General features: G+C 58.7%; 22 protein-coding genes and 1 pseudogene. 8 read left to right on the forward strand and 15 right to left on the reverse strand.

The window, feature by feature from the left end; all coding sequences use genetic code 11:
- Window positions 1–6: 6 nt before the first annotated feature.
- Window positions 7–1890 (reverse strand): ABC-F family ATP-binding cassette domain-containing protein, encoded by a 1884-nt coding sequence (locus tag QE432_RS18380; RefSeq protein ID WP_306625231.1) that lies wholly within the window; start codon window positions 1888–1890, stop codon window positions 7–9.
- 70 nt (window positions 1891–1960) lie between these two features.
- Complete coding sequence (locus QE432_RS18385) at window positions 1961–3007, reverse strand: GGDEF domain-containing protein (RefSeq protein ID WP_306625233.1); 1047 nt, start codon at window positions 3005–3007, stop codon at window positions 1961–1963.
- A gap of 256 nt (window positions 3008–3263) precedes the next feature.
- Between QE432_RS18385 and QE432_RS18390 the strand changes: the two genes are divergently transcribed.
- The gene (locus QE432_RS18390; RefSeq protein WP_038490568.1) at window positions 3264–3959 is read left to right on the forward strand and encodes a glutathione S-transferase family protein; all 696 of its coding nucleotides are present in this window, start codon (window positions 3264–3266) and stop codon (window positions 3957–3959) included.
- A 103-nt stretch (window positions 3960–4062) separates the two neighbouring features.
- Window positions 4063–4485: a nucleoside-diphosphate kinase gene (ndk, locus tag QE432_RS18395; protein ID WP_003502118.1), complete on the forward strand. Its 423-nt coding sequence runs from the start codon at window positions 4063–4065 to the stop codon at window positions 4483–4485.
- 179 nt (window positions 4486–4664) lie between these two features.
- Here the strand turns inward: ndk and QE432_RS18400 are convergent, their stop codons facing one another.
- Both QE432_RS18400 and QE432_RS18405 read right to left on the reverse strand, forming a co-directional pair.
- Window positions 4665–5177, reverse strand: coding sequence for a hypothetical protein (locus QE432_RS18400; protein WP_003512417.1), 513 nt, complete (start codon window positions 5175–5177; stop codon window positions 4665–4667).
- Window positions 5174–5725: a CGNR zinc finger domain-containing protein gene (locus tag QE432_RS18405; RefSeq protein ID WP_003512419.1), complete on the reverse strand. Its 552-nt coding sequence runs from the start codon at window positions 5723–5725 to the stop codon at window positions 5174–5176. Before QE432_RS18405 ends, QE432_RS18400 begins: the two co-directional genes overlap by 4 nt.
- Before the next feature lie 59 nt (window positions 5726–5784).
- On the opposite strand from QE432_RS18405, the gene QE432_RS18410 reads away from it, so the two are divergent.
- Window positions 5785–6681: a branched-chain amino acid ABC transporter permease gene (locus tag QE432_RS18410; protein ID WP_003512428.1), complete on the forward strand. Its 897-nt coding sequence runs from the start codon at window positions 5785–5787 to the stop codon at window positions 6679–6681.
- Between the two features lie 60 nt (window positions 6682–6741).
- Here QE432_RS18410 and QE432_RS18415 read toward each other — a convergent pair whose 3' ends face one another.
- From QE432_RS18415 to QE432_RS18435, 5 genes are all read right to left on the reverse strand, one after another.
- Window positions 6742–7197 carry a molybdenum cofactor biosynthesis protein MoaE gene (locus QE432_RS18415; protein ID WP_013635855.1) on the reverse strand — a complete coding sequence of 152 codons (456 nt, stop codon included), beginning with the start codon at window positions 7195–7197 and terminating at the stop codon, window positions 6742–6744.
- A 4-nt stretch (window positions 7198–7201) separates the two neighbouring features.
- Window positions 7202–7456 carry a molybdopterin converting factor subunit 1 gene (gene moaD, locus QE432_RS18420; protein ID WP_112959020.1) on the reverse strand — a complete coding sequence of 85 codons (255 nt, stop codon included), beginning with the start codon at window positions 7454–7456 and terminating at the stop codon, window positions 7202–7204.
- Window positions 7456–8043 (reverse strand): CDP-diacylglycerol--glycerol-3-phosphate 3-phosphatidyltransferase, encoded by a 588-nt coding sequence (pgsA, locus tag QE432_RS18425; protein WP_003512433.1) that lies wholly within the window; start codon window positions 8041–8043, stop codon window positions 7456–7458. The genes moaD and pgsA overlap by 1 nt, the downstream gene beginning before the upstream one ends.
- 102 nt (window positions 8044–8145) lie before the next feature.
- Window positions 8146–10197, reverse strand: a complete 2052-nt coding sequence (gene uvrC / locus QE432_RS18430) for an excinuclease ABC subunit UvrC (protein ID WP_162705198.1) — start codon at window positions 10195–10197, stop codon at window positions 8146–8148.
- Window positions 10194–10982, reverse strand: a complete 789-nt coding sequence (locus QE432_RS18435; RefSeq protein WP_113157606.1) for an SDR family oxidoreductase — start codon at window positions 10980–10982, stop codon at window positions 10194–10196. Before QE432_RS18435 ends, uvrC begins: the two co-directional genes overlap by 4 nt.
- Window positions 10983–11329: 347 nt before the next feature.
- Between QE432_RS18435 and QE432_RS18440 the strand changes: the two genes are divergently transcribed.
- The gene (locus QE432_RS18440; RefSeq protein WP_003512439.1) at window positions 11330–11986 is read left to right on the forward strand and encodes an outer membrane protein; all 657 of its coding nucleotides are present in this window, start codon (window positions 11330–11332) and stop codon (window positions 11984–11986) included.
- A gap of 115 nt (window positions 11987–12101) precedes the next feature.
- Here QE432_RS18440 and QE432_RS18445 read toward each other — a convergent pair whose 3' ends face one another.
- Both QE432_RS18445 and QE432_RS18450 read right to left on the reverse strand, forming a co-directional pair.
- Complete coding sequence (locus QE432_RS18445; RefSeq protein WP_111783170.1) at window positions 12102–12698, reverse strand: glutathione S-transferase; 597 nt, start codon at window positions 12696–12698, stop codon at window positions 12102–12104.
- 33 nt (window positions 12699–12731) lie between these two features.
- Window positions 12732–13505, reverse strand: a complete 774-nt coding sequence (locus QE432_RS18450; RefSeq protein WP_112650383.1) for a ribonuclease T2 family protein — start codon at window positions 13503–13505, stop codon at window positions 12732–12734.
- A 199-nt stretch (window positions 13506–13704) separates the two neighbouring features.
- On the opposite strand from QE432_RS18450, the gene QE432_RS18455 reads away from it, so the two are divergent.
- Complete coding sequence (locus QE432_RS18455; RefSeq protein ID WP_019565412.1) at window positions 13705–14640, forward strand: lysylphosphatidylglycerol synthase domain-containing protein; 936 nt, start codon at window positions 13705–13707, stop codon at window positions 14638–14640.
- Between the two features lie 9 nt (window positions 14641–14649).
- Here the strand turns inward: QE432_RS18455 and QE432_RS18460 are convergent, their stop codons facing one another.
- On the reverse strand, window positions 14650–15513 hold the full coding sequence (locus QE432_RS18460; RefSeq protein ID WP_003512446.1) for a 23S rRNA (adenine(2030)-N(6))-methyltransferase RlmJ: 864 nt from the start codon (window positions 15511–15513) through the stop codon (window positions 14650–14652).
- A 29-nt stretch (window positions 15514–15542) separates the two neighbouring features.
- Between QE432_RS18460 and QE432_RS18465 the strand changes: the two genes are divergently transcribed.
- Together QE432_RS18465 and QE432_RS18470 are read left to right on the forward strand one after the other, a co-directional pair.
- Window positions 15543–17762 carry a molybdopterin-containing oxidoreductase family protein gene (locus tag QE432_RS18465; RefSeq protein ID WP_162686630.1) on the forward strand — a complete coding sequence of 740 codons (2220 nt, stop codon included), beginning with the start codon at window positions 15543–15545 and terminating at the stop codon, window positions 17760–17762.
- Window positions 17763–17827: 65 nt separating this feature from the next.
- Window positions 17828–18454 (forward strand): NUDIX domain-containing protein, encoded by a 627-nt coding sequence (locus QE432_RS18470; RefSeq protein WP_025593009.1) that lies wholly within the window; start codon window positions 17828–17830, stop codon window positions 18452–18454.
- Between the two features lie 412 nt (window positions 18455–18866).
- Here the strand turns inward: QE432_RS18470 and QE432_RS18475 are convergent, their stop codons facing one another.
- The 3 genes and pseudogenes from QE432_RS18475 to purM all read right to left on the reverse strand — a co-directional run bounded on the left by QE432_RS18475 (window position 18867) and on the right by purM (window position 21681).
- Window positions 18867–19802 carry an omptin family outer membrane protease gene (locus tag QE432_RS18475; RefSeq protein WP_038490592.1) on the reverse strand — a complete coding sequence of 312 codons (936 nt, stop codon included), beginning with the start codon at window positions 19800–19802 and terminating at the stop codon, window positions 18867–18869.
- A gap of 133 nt (window positions 19803–19935) precedes the next feature.
- Window positions 19936–20610 carry a phosphoribosylglycinamide formyltransferase gene (gene purN, locus QE432_RS18480; RefSeq protein WP_112681878.1) on the reverse strand — a complete coding sequence of 225 codons (675 nt, stop codon included), beginning with the start codon at window positions 20608–20610 and terminating at the stop codon, window positions 19936–19938.
- A pseudogene (purM, locus tag QE432_RS18485) lies at window positions 20607–21681 on the reverse strand (phosphoribosylformylglycinamidine cyclo-ligase). The gene purN and the pseudogene purM overlap by 4 nt, the downstream one beginning before the upstream one ends.
- A 296-nt stretch (window positions 21682–21977) precedes the next feature.
- On the opposite strand from purM, the gene QE432_RS18490 reads away from it, so the two are divergent.
- On the forward strand, window positions 21978–23117 hold the full coding sequence (locus QE432_RS18490; RefSeq protein WP_013635868.1) for an AI-2E family transporter: 1140 nt from the start codon (window positions 21978–21980) through the stop codon (window positions 23115–23117).
- Window positions 23118–23119 lie beyond the last annotated feature (2 nt).

A 23119-nucleotide genomic window follows, 5' to 3' on the forward strand; every position in this document is an offset into this window, starting at 1 on the left:
GACGCCTCACTGCGTCATCGCATCCTCATATTCGCTCGAAAGCATCAGCCACTGCTCCTCGGCGTCCGAAAGCTTGCTCGCGGCTTCGCCACGCTCTTTGACTTTCTGCGCGGCCTTGGCAGGTGCCTTTTCGTACAAAGCAGGGTCCGCCAGTTCCTTGTCGAGCGACTGAATCATTTTCTCAAGCTTCGCCGTCAAAGATTCGATTTCATTGATCTTTTTCTTCAGCGGCGCAAGCTGGGCGCGTTTTTCGGCGTTGGCCTTGCGCTGGTCGGCTTTCGATGTCTGGTCGGCGGCGGCTTCTGTCTTCTCTTCCTTCTTTTTTCCGGAAGAGACGACGAGGTCGCGATATTCCTCCATGTCACCTTCAAAGGTCTTCACCGTGCCGTCGGCCACCAGCCACAGGCGGTCGACAGTTGCCTCGATGAGATGCCGATCGTGCGAGATGAGGATGACTGCGCCGTTATAGTCGTTCAGCGCCTCGATAAGCGCCCGGCGACTGTCGATGTCGAGATGGTTGGTCGGTTCGTCGAGGATGAGCAGATTTGGCGCATGGAAGGCCGCAAGTCCCATCAGCAGCCGGGCCTTTTCACCGCCGGAAAGGTCTTTCGCCGCCGTCGCCATCTTCTCCGTCGCAAGTCCCATCTGCGCAACCCGCGCCCGCACCTGCGCTTCAGACGCCAGCGGCATCAGCTTGCGCACGTGTTCGACCGGTGTCTGGTCCGGCACGAGATCGTCCAGCTGATGCTGCGCAAAGAAGCCGATCTTCAGGCCCGGGGCGATGCGAAGATCGCCCGCTTGCGGCGCAAGCCGACCGGAGATGAATTTCGCAAAGGTCGATTTGCCGTTGCCGTTGGAACCGAGCAGCGCGATGCGGTCGTCATTATCGATGCGGAGATTGAGCTGCTTCAGAATGGATTTGCCCGGCTCGTAACCCACGGCACCGCCATTGATGGCGACGATGGGTGAGGCGGGCTGCTTTTCCGGCTCCGGGAACGTGATCGGCTGGACGTGATCCTCGATCACGGCGGCGACGGTGCCCATGCGCTCCAGCGCCTTGATACGGCTCTGCGCCTGGCGCGCCTTGGTGGCCTTGGCGCGAAAACGGTCGATGAAGCTTTGCAGATGTTTGCGCGCGGCCTCGTTTTTCACCTTCGCCTTCATCTGCAATTCGTCTGCTTCGGCTTTCTGGCGCTCGAACTGGTCATATCCGCCGCGATAGAAGGTCAGTTTCTTCTGGTCCAGATGCACGATGGAATTGACGGCATTGTTCAGCAGATCGCGGTCGTGGCTGATGATGATGACGGTATGCGGATAACGCCGGATATAGTCTTCCAGCCAGAGCGTGCCTTCAAGGTCGAGATAGTTGGTCGGCTCGTCGAGCAGCAGGAGGTCGGGTTCGGCAAACAGCACGGACGCGAGCGCCACGCGCATACGCCAGCCGCCGGAGAACGAAGAGGCGGGGCGAAGCTGCGCCTCGTGATCGAAGCCAAGACCGGCAAGAATGCTGGAGGCACGGGCTTCGGCCGAATGCGCGTCGATATCGACCAACCGCACCTGAATTTCCGCGATCCGGTGCGGGTCTGTTGCGGTTTCCGCCTCGGCCAGCAGCGCGCTGCGCTCCTTGTCGGCGGAAAGCACGATGGAAATCAGCGATTCTTCCGTTCCCGGCGCTTCCTGCGCAACCTGGCCGATGCGCGCGAGTTTCGGGATCGTTACCGAACCGCTTTCCGCTGAAAAGTCACCGGTGATGACCCGGAAAAGAGTGGATTTGCCGGCGCCGTTGCGGCCAACGAGGCCCACCTTCACGCCAGCCGGAAGCGTCACGCTGGCGTGGTCGAGAAGCAGGCGCCCGGCGATGCGGGCGGAGAGATCGGTAATCGTAATCATGGCGCCGTTTTGGCCGAACTGCGTGGCCAAGGCAAGAGCGCGCGCGCCACACCAGATCAGATATGCAGCTTCAACAGCCGAGCTGCGCCAGATAGCTGCTGCGGCTGCGTTGAGCCACGTCCCGGGAGTATCCTATGACGCAATTGCGCGTGCCGCAGCGTGCGGACAGCAGGGCGAGCTCGGCATGGCTGAAAAATTCGGCTGATGTCGCGGTGCAGTCCACTGCCGCAACGCCGATCGAGACGGTCAAATGCTCGCCGTCGCCCTCACTGGTGACGAAACGCAGCGCCTCGACGTTCTGCCGCAACCGCTCTGCAATTGCTTCAGCTGTATTTTGCGAGACGCCGGCGAACAGAAAAGCGAACTCGTTTCCGCCGATGCGGGCAACGAAATCGTCCTTCTTGATCGTCTTGCGGAAAAGCGCTGCCAGCCGGCGCAGCGCCTTGTTGCCGGCGGTGGGGCCGTATTTGCCGTTGATTTCGCGGAAATGGTCGATGTTGAGCAGCACAAGCGATGTGGCTGATGCCCCCTGAGCGCCCGAAAACAGGTCGGCGAGCTTCTCGAGGAAAGCCGCCCGGTTGGGAAGCGCCGTCAAGGCATCACGCAGGGAATTCCTCTGAAGATCGGTCCTGCTTTTCTCAACCTCGCGGATTTTCATCAGCCCCATGGAAACGAAATGCCGGAGACTCGTTTGTTCCTCGTGAATATCGCCCATCAATTGCGCAAGCCGCTCCGTTGCAGGCAGCTCGGAGTGATCTTGCCCGGAAAGACTGGCAATAAATGTTTCGGTGCGTTGCAGGCCGGCTTCCAGTCGCGCGGAAATCTGCTTCAGCGTCTCGAAGGCCGTCGCTGCCATCTGCTCGGCCTCGATCTTCGAAAAACCCGGCAGATTGTGTCTCTGGCCGACAATATCGATTTCATGCTGTTGCGGCGCGTTGCCAAGGGCGAGAATATCGCGTCCCATCGCCGGGTTATGCCCCGACAATATTTCGTAGATCAGTTCGTAGTTTCGCGGCAGCGGTGCAATATTCATCTTGTCGATGAACTGAGCAATTTTTGTAAAGACGAGACCGTTCCTTGCCTTCTCGCGTTTTTTATCGCCCGCCGTTGACGTCACTGACAGCCCCAATACCAATAAATTATGAATGCACCGGTGATAACCGATTGTTGAACGCGATTATTCTTACAAGCAACGGTTTAAAATAGGCTAAACCTGACGAGGTTTTCATTGCCGTGAGACCCCAATTCTCGTGGAGGGGACGGTTGAGCGCCGGATGCGTTTTTTGATCAGTAGTATGACAAATCCTGATTTGATTTCAGGCGGCGGTCGTTTTTATATCGCATCATCGATGTAGCAGAAGAGGGTGCAGCCTATGACGACCTCCAGAACCTTATATTCACTTTGCGGAAGCGATAGCGCACGGCCGTTTTCTCCCCATTGCTGGAAAACCGTGCTTTCGCTTGCGCATAAGGGGCTGGATTTCGAGGAGCGTCCCTTGCCCTTCACGGTCATCCCGACGGTGGAGGACGGTTTTTCGAGGACCGTGCCGATCCTTCGTGATGGCGACCAGCTGGTGAGCGACAGTTTCGAGATCGCCCTTTATCTGGATGAGGCCTATCCGGAGCGGCCGTCGCTGTTTAACGGGGAAGGCGGCAAGGCGATGGCGCGTTTCGTTGAAAGCTGGTCGCAGACGGTGCTGCACCCGGCCATCACCCGCATTGCCGTGCTCGATATCCACAATATGCTTGATGAGCCTGACCGCCTTTATTTCCGCGACAGCAGAACGAAGGCGCTCGGCCGGACGCTAGAGGATGTGGTGGCGAACCGTGAGGCGGAAATCGCGGCCTTCCCAGCGCTCCTGGCGCCGATCCGCCGCATGCTGGGCTTCCAGCCTTTCATCGGCGGCTCATCGCCGCTGTTTGCGGATTACATTGTTTTCGGTGCGCTGCAATGGGCAAGGATTACCACCGGAGCGGATCTGTTTTCCGAAAACGACCCCGTCCGTGACTGGTTCGAAGGCTGCCTAGACCTCCACGACGCCAGAGGCCGCAGTGTGACAGCGGCGTGAAATGTCTGCAGCCATCGTCGCAATGTGGTTGATCCCCCTTGTTTTCGGGCCTTTGGGCGGGTAAAGACCGCCCACTTTCTCTATAGGAAAAGGAAACGGACACATGGCGATTGAACGCACATTTTCGATGATCAAGCCGGACGCAACCAAGCGTAACCTGACTGGCGCGATCACCAAGGTATTTGAAGACAACGGTCTGCGCATCGTCGCCTCCAAGCGCGTCTGGATGAGCAAGCGCGAAGCCGAAGGCTTCTACGCCGTTCACAAAGAGCGTCCCTTCTTCGGCGAACTCGTTGAAGGCATGACCTCCGGCCCGACCATCGTTCAGGTTCTGGAAGGCGAAAACGCTATCCTCAAGAACCGCGAAATCATGGGCGCAACCAACCCGGCCCAGGCTGCTGAAGGCACCATCCGCAAGAGCTTCGCGCTTTCCATCGGCGAAAACTCCGTTCACGGTTCGGACGCTCCTGAAACCGCCGCACAGGAAATCGCCTACTGGTTCGCCGAAACCGAAATCGTTGGCTGATTCAAAATATCAACGGCTTGAATCGCCCTCTCAGGCGATGGCATGAAGCCGCTGAAAAGACTCGATGAAACGGAGCCGAAAGGCTCCGTTTTTTTTGTTTTATTGCCGATAGAAGTTTACGCCGAAGCCATCCCCACGGGCCTGAGTCCTGTGACGAGCCCATAGACGAGGGAAGGTTTTCACGACGCCGGACACCCCTCGACAGGACGCATATCCGTCGTGCCGTCCGCTTTGAACACGTCCGGATTGGGTGTGTAGAGCGGGCCGACCGTCAGCGGTTTGGCGGGAAGGAGCGACTGGTCGGTGTCCGAGCGGATGGTGGTCTCTATCGTCTGCAATACATCGCCTTCCGGCCCTTTGATGCGGATCGTGACCTTGTAGGGGCGGTCCTGCTTGACGCATTCGACCGGCGGACTTTGAACGGCGATCTTTTCATCTGCCGGGAAAATCTTCTCCCTGGTCGTCAGCTCGGTGCCGCCGCGGGGATTTTCGAAGGTCGCTTCCAACGTGCTGCCGTCGCGGATGGGGGCGATGCGCTGCAAGGTCACGAGATAGGTGGCAATCGCCACACGGTAGTTGAAGACGAACATGCGGCCGGAAACCTTCGCGACATCGCGCGGCTCGTCCCGCTGACAACCGGAAAGACCGAGCACCGTAGTGATCGCCAGCAACGGAATGGTTATTCCTTTCATGCCTGCGCTTCCTTCTTGCGGTGATAATGCCGGCTGGCTTTCTGCCGGTTGCCGCACACCGTCATGTCGCACCAGATGCGGCTTCTGTTCTTGCTGCGGTCGACGAAAAGCCAACCGCAATTGCCGCAAATCCGCAGCCGTTTCCGCGTCTCCGCCGCAAGCAGCGACAGAGCTGAATGGGCGGTCGCATTGGCAAGGCTCTCTCGCAGAGGAAACAACCTTAGTGCCGTGCCGCAAGCGAAGAGAAGCCCTGCCAGCCGGCCGTCGTCATCGTCGTCATTCGTCATCGAAGAGCGGAAATAATCGTCGATCGCCTCGCGAAGATCGAGAAATACCTGCCTCATGTCCGCTTCGGGCGCGATGAGTGCGGGAAACCTGTCGCGCTCCGCTCCGAGTCGAGTCGACGCCTCGGCAAAGGTGGCGATCTGCTCAGGCACAGCAAAACGGTCGACCGATTTTGCCGCGTCCGCGCGCAGGATGACGCTATTGGCGACATCGAGGGCCAATGCGCCGCCTGCGAAACGATGTTCTGTCCAGCGAAATGTCATGGCGACATTATAACTATCAAAATGGATTTTAACAGTTATAATGCGATGGGGAGGACGGATTGGCTTATTTCCTGCAACAATTGCTGAATGCCGTACCGGTAGCCTCGCTTTATGCGGTTCTGGCGTTCGGCTATGCCATCGCCTTTTCGGTCACGAAACGGGCCGATGTCACCTATGGCGCGATCTTCGCTTTCGCCGGTCAGACCTGTCTGCTGTTTGCCGATTTTGGCTGGAACCGGCTGTGGCTGATCTTGCCTGCAACACTCGCGCTTGGGGCAGGGGCCGGTCTTTTCGGCGGTCTGTGGGCGGCGGCTTTCATCGGCAGGGCGGTGATGCGGCCCCTGGCGAAAGCCTCCCCCAATGCGGTGACGGTCGCCTCCATTGGCGTGCTGATCGCGCTCACCGAAAGTGCCAGACTTGCCGCCGGCACGCGACAATTATGGCTGCCGCCGCTTTTGTCCGAACCGGTGCGATTCTGGGCCGATGGAAGCTTCGCCGTCACCCTGACGTCGATGCAGATGCTGAACACGGCTGTCTTCTGCCTGCTCGTTCTCACAGGCACTTTCTACCTCCAGCGTTCCGGCTTTGGCAGACGCTGGAAGGCGGTGTCGGACGATGCTTTCGCCGCGTCACTGTGCGGGGTAAATGCAGGCAGGGTGTTCCTGCTGTCCTACTGTGCAGCGGGTCTGCTTGCCGCCATCGCCGGCGTCCTCGCCACGTTTTATTACGGCACCATGGATTTCGGTGCCGGTCTGGTGTTCGGCCTGAAGGTCGTGCTGATTTCGGCAGCGGGCGGTTATGCAAGCCCGCTCGTCTGCGCGCTCGGGGCTGCTGCCGTCGGGTTCGCGGAAACGCTATGGGTCGGTTACGGCCCGGTTATCTGGCGTGATGCGGCGGTTCTGGCGCTTCTGGTTGGCTGGCTGATCGTCATGCGCAGCAGAGTGGAAGCGCCCTAGAGCATTTCCAGGAGGGGTGGCGTCCGGTTTTCGTCCGGAAGTGCGGGAAAACACAACGCGTTACCGCCATTTGTCCTTGGCCGTGTCGTCGGTCGTCTTTGCGGCAACCCAGTCGCCCTTCGTGCCATCCTTGCCGTGTTCCTTTTTCCAGAATGGGGCGGACGTCTTGAGGTAGTCCATCACGAAATTTGCGCCGTCAAAAGCGGCCTGCCGGTGCCGGGAAGCAGCAATGACGAGGACGATATTCTCGCCGGTGGCGATCTTGCCATGGCGATGAATGGCGGTGAGGCCGAGGAGATCGAAGCGTTCGATGGCGAGCTGCGCGATGCGGGTCATTTCCGCTTCGGCCATGCCGGGATAATGCTCGAGTTCCAGCGCCGCGAGCGTGCCGCCATCATCGCGACAAAGCCCGGTGAAGGCCACCACCGCGCCAATGCTCTTGTCGCCTTCCGTCAGCCTGCGGGTTTCTTCCGCAGCGTCGAAATCCTGTGCCTGCACGCGGACCGTCGGCTGCATCCGGTTATCCCCCCGTCATGGGTGGGAAAATGCCGATCTCGCGCGCACCGGCAACGCTTTCGTCATGTTCGACATGTTCCTGATTGACCGCAACGCGGATCACGTCTGGAAATTCGAAGGCGGCTTCGTAGTTTTCACCAAGGGTTGAGAGATAGGCGATCAGCTCACCGGCCGTGGTAACGGAGGAGGGGATATCCAGCTCCTCTTCCGCCGTGCCGATCTTTTCCCGAACCCAGGCGAAATAAACGATCCGCGCCATCATTCTTCGTCCACGATGTGCTTGAGACCCGCCTTGAAGTAGTCGTAGCCGGTGTACATGGTCAGCGCTGCTGCTAGCCAGAGAAGCGTAATTCCCATCTCGGTCGTGTAGGGCAGAACCTTGTCGCCCGCGGGACCGGCGAGAAGAAAGGCGATGGCCACCATCTGGATGGTGGTCTTCCACTTCGCGATGCGGGTGACGGGAACGCTGACCTTCAGCGCCGCCAGATATTCACGCAGGCCCGAGACCAGAATTTCGCGGCAGAGAATGGTGATGGCGGCCCACAGCGACCAGCCGGCAATGGTGCCGTCCGCTGCCATCAAGAGCAGCACTGAGGCGACCAGCAGCTTGTCGGCGATCGGGTCCAGCATGCGGCCGATATTGGAGGTCTGATTCCAGATACGCGCCAGATAACCATCCAGAAAATCGGTCAGCGAGGCGACGATGAACAGCCAAAGTGCCGTCCAGCGCGCAAAATCCGAGCTTTCCAGCTTTCCTTCGATGTAAAAACACAAAACGATGACGGGAACCGCCAGAATGCGGGCATAGGTGAGAAGGTTGGGAATGCTGTATGCGCGCGAAGCCATGGGAAACCTGTCAGTCTGGATAAGCTGCCTTGATGCCGCCCCTGACGCATAGGGTCAACACGTTATTATGTTTTTTTAGCAGTTCGTTGCGACAGTGCGCCTTCAATCGCCACTGCTCTCATGGAAGTGATTGTAGATTTGCCGCGCTACGGCTTCTGAAATGCCGGTAACATTCATCAGATCGTTGAGGCCTGCGCGTGAAACCGCCTTGGCGGTACCGAAATGCTGCAACAGCGAGCGCTTGCGTCCTGGGCCGATCCCCGAAATTTCATCCAGCGGATTGCGCACCATTTCCTTCTTGCGCCGCGCCCGGTGTGAGCCGATGGCAAAACGGTGGGCCTCGTCGCGCATGCGCTGGATGAAGTAAAGCACGGGATCGCGCGGCGGCAGGGAAAAATCGCTGCGGCCATCCGCAAAGAAGCGCTCGCGGCCCGCCTCGCGGTCCACACCCTTGGCGACGCCGATGGCAATCACGCTGTCGCGAATGTCGAGCTCATCGAGGATGGCACGCACCGCCGTCATCTGTCCCTGACCACCATCGATCAGGATAACGTCCGGCCAGGCGGGGAAGGGCATGTCCGCGGCTTCCTCGGGTGTGGGCGTCAGCGTCTGCGCGCGGTCAGGCTTGCCCTCTTCCTTCAACAGGCGCGAGAAGCGGCGGGTCATGACCTCACGCATCATGCCGAAGTCGTCACCGGGAGTGATGTCGGTCGATTTGATGTTGAACTTGCGATACTGGTTTTTCACGAAGCCTTCCGGCCCCGCCACCACCATGCCGCCCACGGCATTGGTGCCCATGATGTGCGAGTTGTCGTAAATCTCGATCCGGCGCGGCACGTAAGGAAGGTTGAAGGTTTCCGCGAACCCCTTCAACAACCGCGCCTGAGACGAGGTTTCCGCCAGCTTGCGGCCATGCGCCTCGCGGGCATTGGCAAGAACATGGTCGGTGATGTCCTTCTTCTCGCCGCGCTGCGGCACGCTGATCGTGACCTTGTGTCCGGCTTTTTCGCCGAGAGCAGCGGCCAGCAATTCCTGTTCCTCTACGGTTTCGGAAAGCAGGATCTGCTTCGGCACCGGTTTGTCGTCGTAAAATTGCGCCAGGAACGCATTGAGGATTTCCGAGCCGGGCAAGGACGGGTCGGCCTTCGGGAAATAAGCGCGGTTGCCCCAGTTCTGGCCGGTGCGGAAAAAGAACACCTGGATGCAGGATATGCCGCCCTCGTGATGGATGGCGAAAACATCCGCCTCCTCGATGCCGGCCGGATTGATGCCCTGATGGCTCTGGACGTGCGAGAGCGCTGCCAGCCGGTCGCGATAGACGGCGGCGCGCTCGAAGTCGAGATCCTCGGCCGCCTCGTTCATCTGCCGGGCAATCGCGGTCTTGACGCTCTGGCTCTTGCCGGACAGGAAATCCTTGGCTTCCTTGACGAGTTCCGCATACCCCTCATCGCTCACCTCATGTGTGCAGGGGCCGGAACAGCGTTTGATCTGGTAAAGAAGACAGGGACGCGTGCGGGTTTCGAAAACGCTGTCGGTGCAGGTGCGGATCAAGAACGCGCGTTGCAGTGAATTGATCGTGCGTCCAACGGCTCCGGCAGAGGCGAAGGGCCCGAAGTAGTCGCCCTTGCGCGCCCGCGCACCCCGGTGCTTGAAAATCGCCGGTGCACGATTGTCTGCTGTGATCAGGATATAGGGAAATGACTTGTCGTCGCGCAAAAGCACGTTAAAGCGCGGCCGCAAGCGTTTGATGAGGTTAGCTTCCAGGAGAAGCGCCTCGGTTTCCGTGCGGGTGGTGACGAATTCCATATGGGCGGTCAGCCGCACCATCTGCGCAATGCGGTTGGAATGCACGCGACCCTGGGCATAGTTGCCGACGCGCTTCTTCAGCGAGCGCGCCTTGCCGACGTAAAGAACGTCGTTCGCCTCGTTGAACATGCGGTAGACACCCGGCGAGTTCGGCAGGTGTTTGACGAATTCGCCGATCAGATCCATGCCCTTCAGGCCGGATTCGTTTTTCCAGCCGGCATTCCAGTCCATGCCGGCAACGTCGCGCGGTGCCTCGACCGCGTCTGTCGCGGCAAGGTTTGCATCGTCGTCTTCGTCATCGGTTTCATCGAAGAGAATACCGCCGTCAGGCAGCTTCTTTCCGTTCATTCAGGTATCTCCGCCACATCAGGGGTTTCCCAGCCAAGATGCTGGCCGCCATCGAGCGCGATCATTTGTCCGGTGATCGACGGCGTATCAAAAAGAAAGCGAATCGTCCGCCCGAACTCGTCGGGTTCCGGACCGCGCTTTAATATAAGGCCGTCGATCTGCGCCTGAAAGTCCTCCTGCGCCTGTCTTTCGCTTTTGAAGGAGGGACCCGGCCCGATGGCGTTGACGCGCACCCGCGGCGCAAAACTCTGCGCCATCGTCCGTGTGGCTGTCCAAAGGGCCGATTTCGAAAGCGTATAGGAGTAAAAACGCGGCGTAAGCGCAAGTACGCGCTGATCGATGATGTTGACGATCAGTCCGGATTTATCCTGAGGCAATTGCTGAACGAAGGCGGCCGCGATGAGGGAAGGCGCCCGCACATGCACGGAAAAATGCGCGTCGAAGATTGCCGGATCGGGCGTTTCTGCCGAATCGTCCAGAAAAATGGATGCATTGTTGACGACGACGCCTATCGGGCCGAGCGCCGAAGATGCCTGTTCGACAAGCGCCATTGTTGGCGATGATTGTGTCAGATCCGCCTGAACGGCAACGGCCTTGCCGCCTTTTTGCCTTATTTCGTTAGCGAATTCCTCGGCTTGCCCCATAGAGGCATTGGCGTGGACGGCAATCGCAAAGCCATGCGAGGCCAAATCCGTGGCGATCGCCCGCCCGAGCCGCCGGGCGGCACCCGTTATCAAGACTGTCTTCGGTATATTTTCTTTCACAGCGGACCTGCATTTGCTCATACACGCCCTATTTGCTGGATATAATCGCAAATCGCAAGCTGTCCGTGGGCCGTAAAAGAATTGTGTGGATTTTTATTGGTAATGTAATTTAAATTTAATTTGAATATAACTAAGTTTAAATTCGATATATTGGAAATTAAGTTTCCGGTAGGGTTAATAAAACCCTTGTGGCAATTAGGCAACGTCTAATTCTAGTCACGTGTCTGCCCCAAACAATTCACATTTTGGCTCTTTGATCTCCGCATTCTCCCATCAAATTCAATTTTCAGAGGGGCGATTAACCCGACGAATTTACCGCGTCTAAAAACAATGTTTTGAGTACGGCGCGGTCCTGAAAGGAGAATAACATGCGTATTTTCGTAGCAACCATTATGGCTTCGACCATTGCAGCCGCCGGTTTCTCGGCTGCTCACGCCGCTGACGCCGTAAACGACGTGCCGCAGGCACCGGTAGCCTACGACCAGCCCGCTCCGGTCAAGAACTGGACCGGCGCTTACCTCGGTGGTACCGCCAACTACGATTGGGGCCGTTTCAGCTCCAGCAACGACGGCCGTGACGCCAAGGGCGCCGGCGGCGGCATCTACGGCGGTTACAACATGCAGAACGGCCAGATCGTTTACGGTGCCGAAGCAGACGTTAACCTCGGCCGCGAGCGCGGTTCCGCTGGTACGGTTGGTGGTAACGCCGTCGAAGGCAAGCAGGGCGTCAACGGCTCGCTGCGTGCCCGCGTCGGTTACGACATGAACCCGTTCCTGCTGTACGGTACGGCTGGTCTCGCAGCCTCCGACAACAAGGTACGTGACGCGACCTCCAAGGACAGCGCAACCGCCCTCGGCTACACCGTTGGTGCCGGCGTTGAAGCCATGGTTACGGACAACATCACTGCCCGTCTGGAATATCGCTACAGCGACTACCAGAAGAAGGACTACAGCCTGGACTCCGGCGCGTTCTCGCGCGGCTTCGACGACCACTCCGTCAAGGCCGGTATCGGCGTCAAGTTCTGATCCTTCAAGGATCGGTAAAGAAAAGCCGGGGTTTACGCCCCGGCTTTTTTGTTTTTGCCATCAGTTACAGCATCCATGCCCGGCGATCAGGCCAGGCATGGCGCTCACATTGGCGTCAGGCGGCAGCCCTCATGTCCTTATAGGCTTGGAAACGCTTGCCGAATGTTTCCGGCCATTGCGCCAGCGCCTCGTGCCCTTCGGCCCATTCACCTGCAAAACGCAGATCGAGATAACCGATCAACGCCGCAAGGGCGAAATGTCCGCCATGCAGCTTCTTGCCGGTTTTCGGCAGGTTGGCGTTGAGATGATCCAGACCCTTCACCGCCTTTTTCCACTGCTTGTCGATCCATGGCTGGTGAACTCTGTCCTCCGGGCGGGAACGGCGCTCGTAAACGATGGCCAGCAGGCAATCCATGATGCCGTCGCAGAGCGCTTCCAGAATTTCCGCTTCGGTGCGCTTGCCGTTCTTTTTCGGGTAGAGCTTGCCGCCCGAAAGGCGGTCTAGATAGTGCATGATCGCGACGCTGTCATAGACCGAGCCGCCATCGTCCAGAAGCAGGACCGGAATTTTGCCGAGCGGATTGTTGTCAACCAGCGTCGCGGGCTCGGCATTGGTGTCGACGGCGACGTTGGTAATGTCGATGCCGAGATGGCGGGCGGCCATGCGCACCTTGGCGGAGTAGGGGGAAGTGACGGAATAAAGCAGTTCCATAGTCGGGTCCTGACATATGTTGATGTGTGGGTATTAGCGAATGGGGACGATTTCGGTAGCGCTGACGCGGCAGCCCTTGCGGTCAAGCTCAGGGCAATCGCGGAATGTCATGTCCTTGTTGAGGCAGATACGGACTTCCTCAAGGCGTTTTCCGTCACAGCTGATCGAGACGCCGCGTTTCGACATGCCGGGGTTGGCGTCGGTGAAGGCGGTTTCGATGGCGTCGGCGGAAAGGGTGGCGCCTTTAGCGCCCGAGGCAATCGTCTCCGGCAGCTTGACCGCCTCGAAGGCGGTTCGTGTTGCCGAAAAATAATCCTTCTGCGAAAGGCCGGAGCAGGCGCCGTGCTTGCGCCACTGGTGGCCGATCAGGCCCATGGAGGGCATGATGTCGAACATCATGCGGCCGATTGCGTCGGGCACACGGTCCGGCTCGCTGCTCGTGCAGAATTCGGGGTATCCGGTTTCGTTTTGCGGCCAGAGCCCGTGTACGACAAAACCGTACCGCCTGTCGCTGCCGCATTGCTGGCGATTGCCGGAACCTTCGGAGCTGGCGCAGAACGCCGGCGACCAGGAGAGCGAAAGCACATAAAAATCGAAGCCTGTTCCGGCGGGCACAGGGCTTTTGCCCGTGTCTCGTCGGGCAATTTCCGGCTGGGATATTTCGGGCCTGGAATTGCCGGCGGGCTGCGTTTGGGATTGGGTCTGCCGGTTGGTTGCAGAACCGGTCGGGGCCGGATTTTCCCGCGAAAACCAAAGGGCCGCAAGCGACAGAAGACCGAGGGCGATGAAACCGGCATAACGCTTCATTTCGTGCACGTTCTCCGGAAAATGGACGACCTCGTATCGCCCGCAGACGACAAAGCGGTCTTACATAAATTTGTGAACGAGGCAAACGGGCAAAAAGGTTGAAAGCTTCGCCGCATAACGAATAGAGTCGAACGAATCTTCTGCGGAGTGCGGAAATCGGGTTGGGGTGAAGCTGGGGGAAATAGGCGGGCATGACCGCATGACATTGAAGAAATACATCTGGCCCGTCATTGGTCTGGCAACGATCGGTTTTTCGGCCTGGCTGCTCTATCACGAGCTGCGCGGTCTTTCACTCGATGATCTATGGGAAAGCCTCACGGCCATTCGCGCGCGGGACTGGGTGTGCTCCGGCCTGTCGACGCTTGTCGCCTATGCCGCCCTTGCAGGTTACGACCGCATCGCTCTCCAGCATCTCGGCCGGAAGGTAAACTGGTTCTTCATCACGCTCACCTCCTTCACCACCTACGCGCTTTCCCACAATGTCGGGGCATCCGTGTTTTCCGGTGCCGTCGTCCGATACCGGGCCTATACGTCCAAAGGGTTGAGCGCTGCCGAAGTCGGCATTCTCGTCGGCCTTTGTTCTTTCACCTTCATCATCGGAACGATCATGCTCATCGGTCTGGTGCTGGTCTACGAACCGGACATTACCGAGCGCTTTACCGGCATCCTGCCCGTGGAAGCATCAACGACAACCGGCGTCCTGCTGCTCGCCATCGTCGCACTTTATGTGCTCGGCAGTCTTTTGAAGCTGCGGCCGCTGAAAATCGGTTCGTTTTTTCTGCCATATCCCGTGCCGAAACTGGTGGCGCAACAGCTTGTCATCGGTCCGATCGAACTGATCGGAGCCGCAGGCATCATCTATTTCGCGCTGCCGGAAGCCGGAAATCCCGGTTTCATGATCATTCTCGGGATTTTCCTGATTTCCTTTTCCGCGGCGCTCATCTCGCACGCGCCGGGCGGGCTTGGCGTGCTGGAGCTGGTGTTCGTCACCGGCCTGCCTGATATGAACCCGGCTGACGTGATTGCGGCGCTGCTGGTGTTCCGGCTGTTCTACCTCATCATCCCGTTCATCATGGCGCTGTTCGTGATCCTGTTCTTTGAGCGATCGCAGCTTGCACAGGCGCGGAAGGGGTGAGGTAAGCCCTCAATCCTCTTCCGGCTTTTCCTCGCCGCGTAGCCAGAAGGCGCGGTGCGAGGCGTATCTGTCCTGCGCCATCACCGTCTTCAGGAATGGCAGCAGCGTGTGCAGCTCGTCCTTCAGCGTGTAGGGCGGGTTGACGACGATGAGGCCTGAGCCGCTCAAGCCTTCCAGCCGGTCGCTTTTCACGGAAAGTTCCGCGCACAGCATCTTCGGAATGTCGAAGGATTGCAGCCGCTCGTGGAAATCCTTGATCGGTGCTCCTTTTTTGAGCGGATACCACAGGCAATAGGTGCCGGTGGAGAAACGCCGATATGCCTTGTTCAACCCATCCGCCAGCCGCTGATATTCATTTTCAAGCTCGAAAGGCGGATCGACGAGGATGAGGCCGCGTTTTTCCTTCGGCGGCAGATGCGCGCCAAGCGACAGCCAGCCATCGAGCTCCGTCACCCGAACTTGATAATCCCCCTCGAACAGACGCGCCAGCGCGCGTGCGTCGTCCGGGTGCAGTTCCATGGCCGAAAGCCTGTCCTGCGGGCGGAACAGCATGCGCGCGAGCTTCGGCGAGCCGGGGTAGAACTGCATGCCGCCTTCGGGGTTAAGCTCTCTCACGGTGGAAAGATAGGGTTCCAGCAATTCGGCGACAGGGGCCGGCAGATCGGCGTCCATCAGCTTGCCGATGCCGGTCTGCCATTCGCCTGTCTTCTGCGCCTCTTCCGACGACAGGTCGTAGAGGCCGATGCCGGCATGAGTATCCAGCACCCGAAACGCCTTGTCCTTGTTCTGCAGGTAACGGACGAGACGGGCGAGAACGGCGTGTTTGAGGACATCCGCGAAATTGCCGGCGTGGTAGATGTGGCGATAGTTCATGGGATGTGTCTCGCTTCCCGATGGGGATGATGAATATTCTTGATGGACGTCACTTCGGCCTTTTTGCCGCGTCGCTGATGCAATATAGAAAAGACATGAACCTTGCGACCCCGATTTCCGCTAAAAACGCCACCCCGAAAGCCGAAAGTGCCACGCGCATCGGCCACACGGTCTGTCCGCACGACTGTCCGAGCGCCTGCGCGCTGGAAGTGGACATCAATGCCGATGGCAGCATCGGCCGCGTGCGCGGCGCCAATGCCAATACATACACTGCCGGCGTCATCTGCGCCAAGGTGGCGCGTTACTCAGAGCGTATCTATCATCCCGGCCGTCTTTTGACCCCGAAGCGCCGCAAGGGCGCGAAGGGTGCCGGCGACTGGCAGGAGATATCCTGGGAAGCGGCACTGGACGAGGTTGCTGACGCCTTCGTCAAAGCCGAGGCAAAGCACGGCGCCGAAGCCATCTGGCCTTATTTCTATGCCGGAACCATGGGACAGGTTCAGCGCGATTCCATCGAGCGCCTGCGTCACGCCAAGAAATATTCCGGCTTTTTCGGATCGATCTGCACCAACATGGCCTGGACGGGTTATGTGATGGGTACAGGCGCGCTTCGCGGGCCAGATCCGCGCGAAATCGGCAAGGCCGATGTCGTTGTCATCTGGGGCACGAATGCTGTCGCCACGCAGGTCAACGTCATGACCCATGCGGTAAAAGCCCGCAAGGAACGTGGCGCGAAGATCGTCGTCGTCGATATCTATGACAATCCGACCATGAAACAGGCCGATATGCGCATCGTCCTGCGTCCCGGCACCGATGCGGCGCTCGCCTGCGCCATCATGCACATTGCCTTCCGCGATGGTTATGCCGACCGCGATTACATGGCGCGCTTCGCTGACGATCCGGCGGGACTTGAAGAGCATCTGAAATCGAAGACGCCGCAATGGGCGTCCGAAATCACCGGTCTTTCCGTGGAGGAAATCGAGGATTTCGCAAGGCTCGTGGGCACGACGAAAAAGACGTTCTTCCGGCTCGGTTATGGTTTCGCCCGCCAGCGCAACGGCGCGGTCGCCATGCATGCCGCCCTTTCGATCGCCACCGTTCTTGGCTCCTGGCAATATGAAGGCGGCGGCGCCTTCCACAATAACGGCGATATCTTCCGGCTCAACAAGGCGGAACTGATGGGCACAGCCTATGCCGACCCCAACGTGCGCCAGCTCGACCAGTCGCAGATCGGCCGCGTGCTGACGGGGGATGCGGAAGCGCTGCGACATGGTGGCCCGGTGACGGCGCTGCTCATCCAGAACACCAACCCCGTCAATGTCGCACCCGAGCAGCGGCTGGTGAAACAGGGTTTCCTGCGCGACGATCTTTTTGTTGCCGTGCATGAGCAATTCATGACGGAGACGGCCGAGTTGGCCGATATCGTGCTGCCGGCCACCATGTTCCTTGAACATGACGATATCTACCGCGCCGGTGGCCAGAACCACATTCTGCTTGGCCCCAAGCTGGTGGAGCCGCCGGAAACCGTGCGCACCAATCTCTTCGTCATCGAAGAACTGGCGAAACGTCTTGGTATCGACCATATGCCGGGCTTCGGTCTTTCAGCTCGCGACCATGTCGATCATATGCTGAAAGTCAGCGGCTGGGGCGATTTCGATACGTTGGCGGAAGAAAAATGGATCGATGCGCAGCCCTCTTTCGAGGTGGCGCATTATCTCGAGGGTTTTGGTTATGGTGACGGAAAATTCCGTTTCAGCCCCGAATGGGCGACAGGGCCGTCTCCAAACAAACCGCCGAAAAACATCGGCGTGATGGGGCCCGTTGCGCAATTTCCGAAATTCCCGGATCAGGTAGATGTCATCGAAACCGCCGACGGAGAGCATCCTTTCCGACTGGCGACATCGCCAGCGCGCAACTTCCTCAACTCCACCTTCGCGGAAACGAAAACCTCCGTGCAGAAGGAAGGCCGTCCGGAAGTGATGATCTGTTCCGAGGACGCCACCCGCAACGGTATAGCCGATGGCGACATCGTGCGTATCGGCAATGGCCGCGGCGAAGTGCGCCTCCATGCGAAAATCGTGGAGGGTGCGAGGCCCGGCGTTCTGGTTGCCGAAGGGTTGTGGCCCAACAAGGCGCATCTGGACGGCGAGGGTATCAATGTTCTGACGGGCGCCGATGCCGTCGCCCCCTATGGCGGCGCGGCTTTCCACGACAACAAGGTGTGGCTCCACCGCGACGACGAAGCCTGAAAGGCTTGATATTGCACCGCAACAGGGCCAAGCTGAACACTTCCGCGACAGGCAAGGGATATCCGGTGACACAGACGCAAGCGAAAAACGTTCCGGCCGACACTGATTCCGGTAGGGTCCGGCTGGTGGAAAAGGAAACGGTGTGGAAGGGCTTCGTGCATATGCAGAAGCTCATTTTCGATCAGCGCATGCCGGATGGCAAGACAATCCGCATCATCAGGGAAGTCCACGATCACGGCAGCGCCGCCGCCATCCTTCTATACGATGCCAAACGCGACAGCGTGGTGATGGTGCGCCAGTTCCGCCCTGCCGTCTTCGTGAACGGCGATCCAAGCTTCATGATCGAAGTGCCAGCGGGGCTCCTCGATGACGACAATGCGGCCGACGCCATTCGCCGCGAGGCGATGGAAGAATCTGGCTACGCGGTGGAAAAGGTCGAATACCTGTTCGACATGTATGCCAGCCCGGGAACGCTCACCGAAAAAGTCAGCCTCTTCGTCGCCCGCATCGATCTCGACGTGCAGGCTGGCAGCGGCGGTGGTCTGGAAACCGAAGGCGAGGATCTGGAGGTTCTGACCTACGGCCTCGACGAAGCCTTCGCGATGATCGCGTCCGGCGAAATCACCGATTCCAAGACGATTATTTTGTTGCAGTGGGCGATGTTGAACCGCGCGGCTCTACGCAAACCTTAAGCGAGCGCAACGTTTTCCAGCTTTGCCGCAGCCGCAAGCTTCCTGTCATGTGTTGCTAAAGGCACATTGTGCGAAATCGCAAGCGAGAGGTAGGCAGCATCATAGGCGGGAAGCGCATGTTTTGTGCCAGGCGGATGATAGAGACGTGATCGGCGATTGTGCCGTCCTCGTCAGACGGGAACCAAGCCGCGACTACCGAGGCGTCCACGACAAAGGCCATTACTTGCGGCCTTCTTCTTTCCACGCCTTGACCTCATCCAGAGTTGTCTTTTTTCGTTGCGACCGTTCTGTCCGCATCGCAGAGATGAGGTGTCGACGAGATTGAGGATCGATCGCTTTTACGAGGCATGCCACAGCTTCGTTCTGCGTGCGATAATAACATCTTCTCCCGCCTCAACCGGAAGCCTTCAACTCAGAATCTGCCCTTTACGCCGGCCCCAACGAAAAGCGACTGCATATCGCCGCCCGCCGTATCTTTATAAAACAGGCCGGTAGTTCCGCCAGTCGGTGTGAGGGTTTTGTCACCGCGACCGAAGCTCGTATATTCGTATGCGCCATCCAGGTAGAGGGAGGCATTCTCAGTCAGGGCATAGGCGATGCCCGCTTTCGCTCCGAACATGCCGCCAACATGGAATTTGTCGGTGAAGCGGATTGAACGCATCCAGTGATCGTCCGTGGCTTTCGCATAGATCATTGCGCCGCCTTCGAGGCCGGCATTCAGCGACCAGTTCCCGAATTTGCGCCCACCGGTCACATTGCCGTAAAATACGGGGATTTGCTGCCGGTAGGTGATAGCTTTTTCGCTATTGTTGAACTCACCGACATTATTGCGAAATCCTCTCCAACTGTAGATGTAGTCACCGCCATAGGCGGACCACTGCACGTCGGTATAGCGAAAGCCGATACCGGCACTGAGGTGCTGCAGCGGGTCTTCCAGCAGTGTTCTGTTGAGTTCGATGCTTCCGGTCAGGTAGTGGTCGAGGCGGGTATCGCCGTGCTGTGAGCGGTCGCTCCATCCAGTTTTCGATGTATCCCTGTAATAGGGAGGCAGCCAATCGTAGTCGGTCATGTAGCCATCGCCAGCAAAGCCGATTCGACCTTCCGTTTTTATGCGCCACTCGGGCGACAGCTCAAGTCCAAGCGATCCGCGTAACGCCATGGCATTTGTTGTTTTCCAGTCGAGTTGACTGTTTTTGTGGCTTCCGTTGTAAAAGGTCTCGGTGGCCTTGATGTTTAGAACACCGGCATCGAGCGAAGCGGTGATGCCGCTTTGCTCGGCGGCGAGCGGCAGGCTCGTGCCCACCAGTAAAACGGCCGAAAGCGGCAGGGAAAACCTCGAAAATAGCATAATCGCTCCTGAATGACCGGAGGGCTCCAAAATGCGGGGCCGTTGCGGGCATTAGAGGTAATTATCGTAAACGTTCGGTTTATTTTATAGGAAATACCACTTTAAGTATCTTTGTACTTTAGTGAAATATTTATCAGTAAACAGAAATCAGGCTGGGATACTCGGATTTACTTGCGTCGCCGCTGGAAATGGCTTTTCCACCTTCCATCCGCACCTTGCCTTCCGCAAGCTGCTTCAGGGCAAGTGGATAAAGCTGGTGTTCGACGGTGAGTATCCGCGCTGCCAGCGTCTCGGCCGTGTCGTCGGAAAGAACCGGCACCGCGCCCTGCGCGATCGTCGGGCCTTCGTCCATGCCTTCGGTTACAAAATGTACGGTGCAGCCGGAAATCTTCATGCCGCTGTCGATGGCGCGCTGGTGGGTGTGCAGGCCGGGGAAAAGCGGCAGCAGGGAAGGGTGGATATTGATGATGCGGCCTTCGTAGGGGGCGATGAAATCCCCTGAGATCAGCCGCATGTAACCGGCAAGACAGATAATATCAGGCGCAATCTCGCCAAGTGCGGCCAGAATGGCGCCCTCATGCTCGGCTTTGCTGGCATAGGTCTTGCGCTCGAAAACGAGCGTGGGAATAGCGAACGCCTGTGCCTTTTCCAGCCCGCCTGCCGACGCCTTGTCCGAAATTACACAGGCGATCTCGGCCGGAAAATCCGTCTCCTGACAGGCCTTGGCAAGCGACACCATGTTGGAGCCGCTGCCGGAAATGAAAACGACGACACGTGCGCGGCCAGATCGAGAGGCGGCGCTCATCATAGGCTAAGGGCGCCCTTGTAGATCGTGCCGTGCGCACCCTCTTCGCGGGCGACCATGCGGCCGAGCGGGAACACGGTCTCGCCTTCCGCCGTCAGAGCATCGGTGACCTTGGCGGCATTTTCAGCCGAAACGACCACGATCATGCCGACACCACAGTTGAACGTCCGCAGCATTTCTTTGGCTTCAACGCCACCCGGTTTTTGCAAGCCACGAGAACACAGCCGGAACCTCGATCGCGTCGAGATCGATCTCGGCGGCGAGATGCTTGGGCAGAACGCGCGGAATATTTTCCGGGAAGCCGCCGCCGGTAATATGTGCCAGCGCCTTCAGCGCGCCGGTCTCGCGAATTGCCTTCAAAAGCGGCTTTACATAGATGCGCGTCGGCGTCAGCAGCGCTTCGCCAAGCTTCTTGCCATCTGCGAAGGGTGCCGGGGCGTCCCAGTCAAGGCCGGAGACCGAAACGATCTTGCGCACCAGCGAAAAACCGTTGGAATGAACGCCGGAGGACGAAAGCCCGAGAATGACGTCGCCTTCGGAAATATCGCCGGCGGGCAGAAGCTGGCCACGTTCGGCAGCACCCACGGCAAAGCCCGCGAGATCATAGTCGCCATCGGAATACATACCGGGCATTTCAGCGGTTTCACCACCGATCAGCGCACAGCCGGATTCGCGGCAGCCGGCAGCAATGCCGGAAACGATGGCAGCGCCCTGATCCGGGTCGAGCTTGCCGGTCGCGAAATAGTCGAGGAAGAACAGTGGTTCTGCGCCCTGCACGACGAGATCGTTGACGCACATGGCTACGAGGTCGATGCCGACGGTGTCATGGAAATTCGCGTCGATGGCGATCTTCAACTTGGTGCCGACGCCGTCATTGGCGGCCACCAGAACCGGATCGTTAAAGCCTGCGGCCTTCAGATCGAACAGGCCGCCGAAGCCGCCGATTTCGCCATCCGCGCCGGGACGCCGCGTCGAGCGCACCGCCGGTTTGATCTTTTCGACCATCAGGTTGCCGGCGTCGATATCCACACCTGCGTCACTATAGGTAAGACCGTTCTTGCCCGACTGGCTCATCGCTCTCGTCTCCGCTGGTTCCTTTGGCGTCGCCATTCGCACGGGACGGGGCCCGATGCAAGGGTTTGAGTGGCAAAAGCTCCGGTTTTTAACGGCTTTGCGACGGTTTGACGTTTTGTGTGCCTCGGGCCTCTCGACAGCGATATGCGCAGCGCAGACTTGAAAACCCGTCGTCGTTGCACAGACCTGGTAACCGCCGTGTCTATCGCTACCGGACCACCGGCCTTGACCATGTGCATATGCGCATCCTATCTCCATCATGGGCAATGACGGCGCGGCGACAAGAGGATGAACGGATGCAACCCCATGTGAGCGGTACGAGCCTGCGCCGGCAGGTTTTTTTCTGGATAGGCGTGCTTGCCGTCTTTATCTTTTTCCTGATGGTCTTCAGCTCCATCCTCCTACCTTTCGTGGCGGGCATGGCACTTGCCTATTTTCTCGATCCGGTTGCCGACTGGCTGGAGCGCCGAGGCCTGAGCCGGTTGATGGCGACCGTCGTTATCCTCGTCACCTTCGTGCTGATTTTCGCGCTGTCGCTCATTATCATCATTCCGCTGATTGCCGCCCAGGCATCCGAATTCATCACGCGCATCCCGCAATATATCTCGTCCCTGCAGCAGTTGATCGCCGGTGCGGACGCCAATCTGCTGCCTGACTGGGTGAGCAACCAGATCAATGCAGTGAAGGAGAATTTTTCCAAGCTGCTGACCGAAGGCGCGGGCTTCATCGGCACCCTGCTGACGCAGATCTGGAATTCCGGCAAATCGCTGGTCGATGTCATGTCGCTGCTAGTCGTCACACCCGTCGTCGCCTTCTACCTGCTGCTCGACTGGGACCGGATGATCGACAAGGTCGATAGCTGGATACCGCGCGACTACGTGCATACCGTCCGCCAGATCGCCCGCGACATGGACAGGACGATTGCCGGCTTCGTGCGCGGGCAGGGGTCGCTCTGCCTCATCCTTGGTGTTTATTACGCTGTCGGCCTGTCCTTGGTGGGCCTGAATTTCGGCCTGCTGATCGGCCTTTTCTCCGGCCTTATCAGCTTCATTCCCTATATTGGTTCGATGGTCGGCCTCATCCTTGCCGTCGGCGTCGCCATTGTGCAGTTCTGGCCTGATTACATCTATGTATTTCTGACACTTGCCGTGTTCTTTTCCGGCCAGTTCATCGAAGGCAACATCCTGCAGCCGAAGCTCGTCGGCAGCAGCGTCGGCCTGCATCCGGTATGGTTGATGTTCGCATTGTTCGCCTTCGGTGCGCTTTTCGGTTTCGTCGGCCTTCTGGTCGCCGTGCCGGCGGCGGCAGCCGTTGGCGTGCTTGTCCGCTTTGCATTGTCGCGATATCTTGAAAGCGATCTTTACCATGGACACGCCGCCAACCTTCCCTGGGAAGAACAGGAAACGTCCTCCGGCAAGGTTGACTCTCAGGGCTAACG

It is taken from the genome of Agrobacterium sp. SORGH_AS_0745 (assembly GCF_030818995.1).
GTDB lineage: Bacteria > Pseudomonadota > Alphaproteobacteria > Rhizobiales > Rhizobiaceae > Agrobacterium > Agrobacterium tumefaciens.

Excerpts from the sequence above, each read along its gene's own strand:
- moaD (WP_112959020.1), bottom strand. The coding sequence starts at position 7,456 with ATGGCGCGGATCGTTTATTTCGCCTGGGTTCGGGAAAAGATCGGCACG.
- QE432_RS18400 (WP_003512417.1), bottom strand. The coding sequence starts at position 5,177 with ATGAAAGGAATAACCATTCCGTTGCTGGCGATCACTACGGTGCTCGGT.
- QE432_RS18390 (WP_038490568.1), top strand. The coding sequence starts at position 3,264 with ATGACGACCTCCAGAACCTTATATTCACTTTGCGGAAGCGATAGCGCA.
- QE432_RS18455 (WP_019565412.1), top strand. The coding sequence starts at position 13,705 with ATGACATTGAAGAAATACATCTGGCCCGTCATTGGTCTGGCAACGATC.
- QE432_RS18490 (WP_013635868.1), top strand. The coding sequence starts at position 21,978 with ATGCAACCCCATGTGAGCGGTACGAGCCTGCGCCGGCAGGTTTTTTTC.
- QE432_RS18450 (WP_112650383.1), bottom strand. The coding sequence starts at position 13,505 with ATGAAGCGTTATGCCGGTTTCATCGCCCTCGGTCTTCTGTCGCTTGCG.
- QE432_RS18435 (WP_113157606.1), bottom strand. The coding sequence starts at position 10,982 with ATGAGCAAATGCAGGTCCGCTGTGAAAGAAAATATACCGAAGACAGTC.
- QE432_RS18475 (WP_038490592.1), bottom strand. The coding sequence starts at position 19,802 with ATGCTATTTTCGAGGTTTTCCCTGCCGCTTTCGGCCGTTTTACTGGTG.
- QE432_RS18465 (WP_162686630.1), top strand. The coding sequence starts at position 15,543 with ATGAATATTCTTGATGGACGTCACTTCGGCCTTTTTGCCGCGTCGCTG.
- QE432_RS18460 (WP_003512446.1), bottom strand. The coding sequence starts at position 15,513 with ATGAACTATCGCCACATCTACCACGCCGGCAATTTCGCGGATGTCCTC.
- QE432_RS18380 (WP_306625231.1), bottom strand. The coding sequence starts at position 1,890 with ATGATTACGATTACCGATCTCTCCGCCCGCATCGCCGGGCGCCTGCTT.
- uvrC (WP_162705198.1), bottom strand. The coding sequence starts at position 10,197 with ATGAACGGAAAGAAGCTGCCTGACGGCGGTATTCTCTTCGATGAAACC.
- QE432_RS18440 (WP_003512439.1), top strand. The coding sequence starts at position 11,330 with ATGCGTATTTTCGTAGCAACCATTATGGCTTCGACCATTGCAGCCGCC.
- pgsA (WP_003512433.1), bottom strand. The coding sequence starts at position 8,043 with ATGGCTTCGCGCGCATACAGCATTCCCAACCTTCTCACCTATGCCCGC.
- ndk (WP_003502118.1), top strand. The coding sequence starts at position 4,063 with ATGGCGATTGAACGCACATTTTCGATGATCAAGCCGGACGCAACCAAG.
- purN (WP_112681878.1), bottom strand. The coding sequence starts at position 20,610 with ATGATGAGCGCCGCCTCTCGATCTGGCCGCGCACGTGTCGTCGTTTTC.
- QE432_RS18405 (WP_003512419.1), bottom strand. The coding sequence starts at position 5,725 with ATGACATTTCGCTGGACAGAACATCGTTTCGCAGGCGGCGCATTGGCC.
- QE432_RS18415 (WP_013635855.1), bottom strand. The coding sequence starts at position 7,197 with ATGCAGCCGACGGTCCGCGTGCAGGCACAGGATTTCGACGCTGCGGAA.
- QE432_RS18445 (WP_111783170.1), bottom strand. The coding sequence starts at position 12,698 with ATGGAACTGCTTTATTCCGTCACTTCCCCCTACTCCGCCAAGGTGCGC.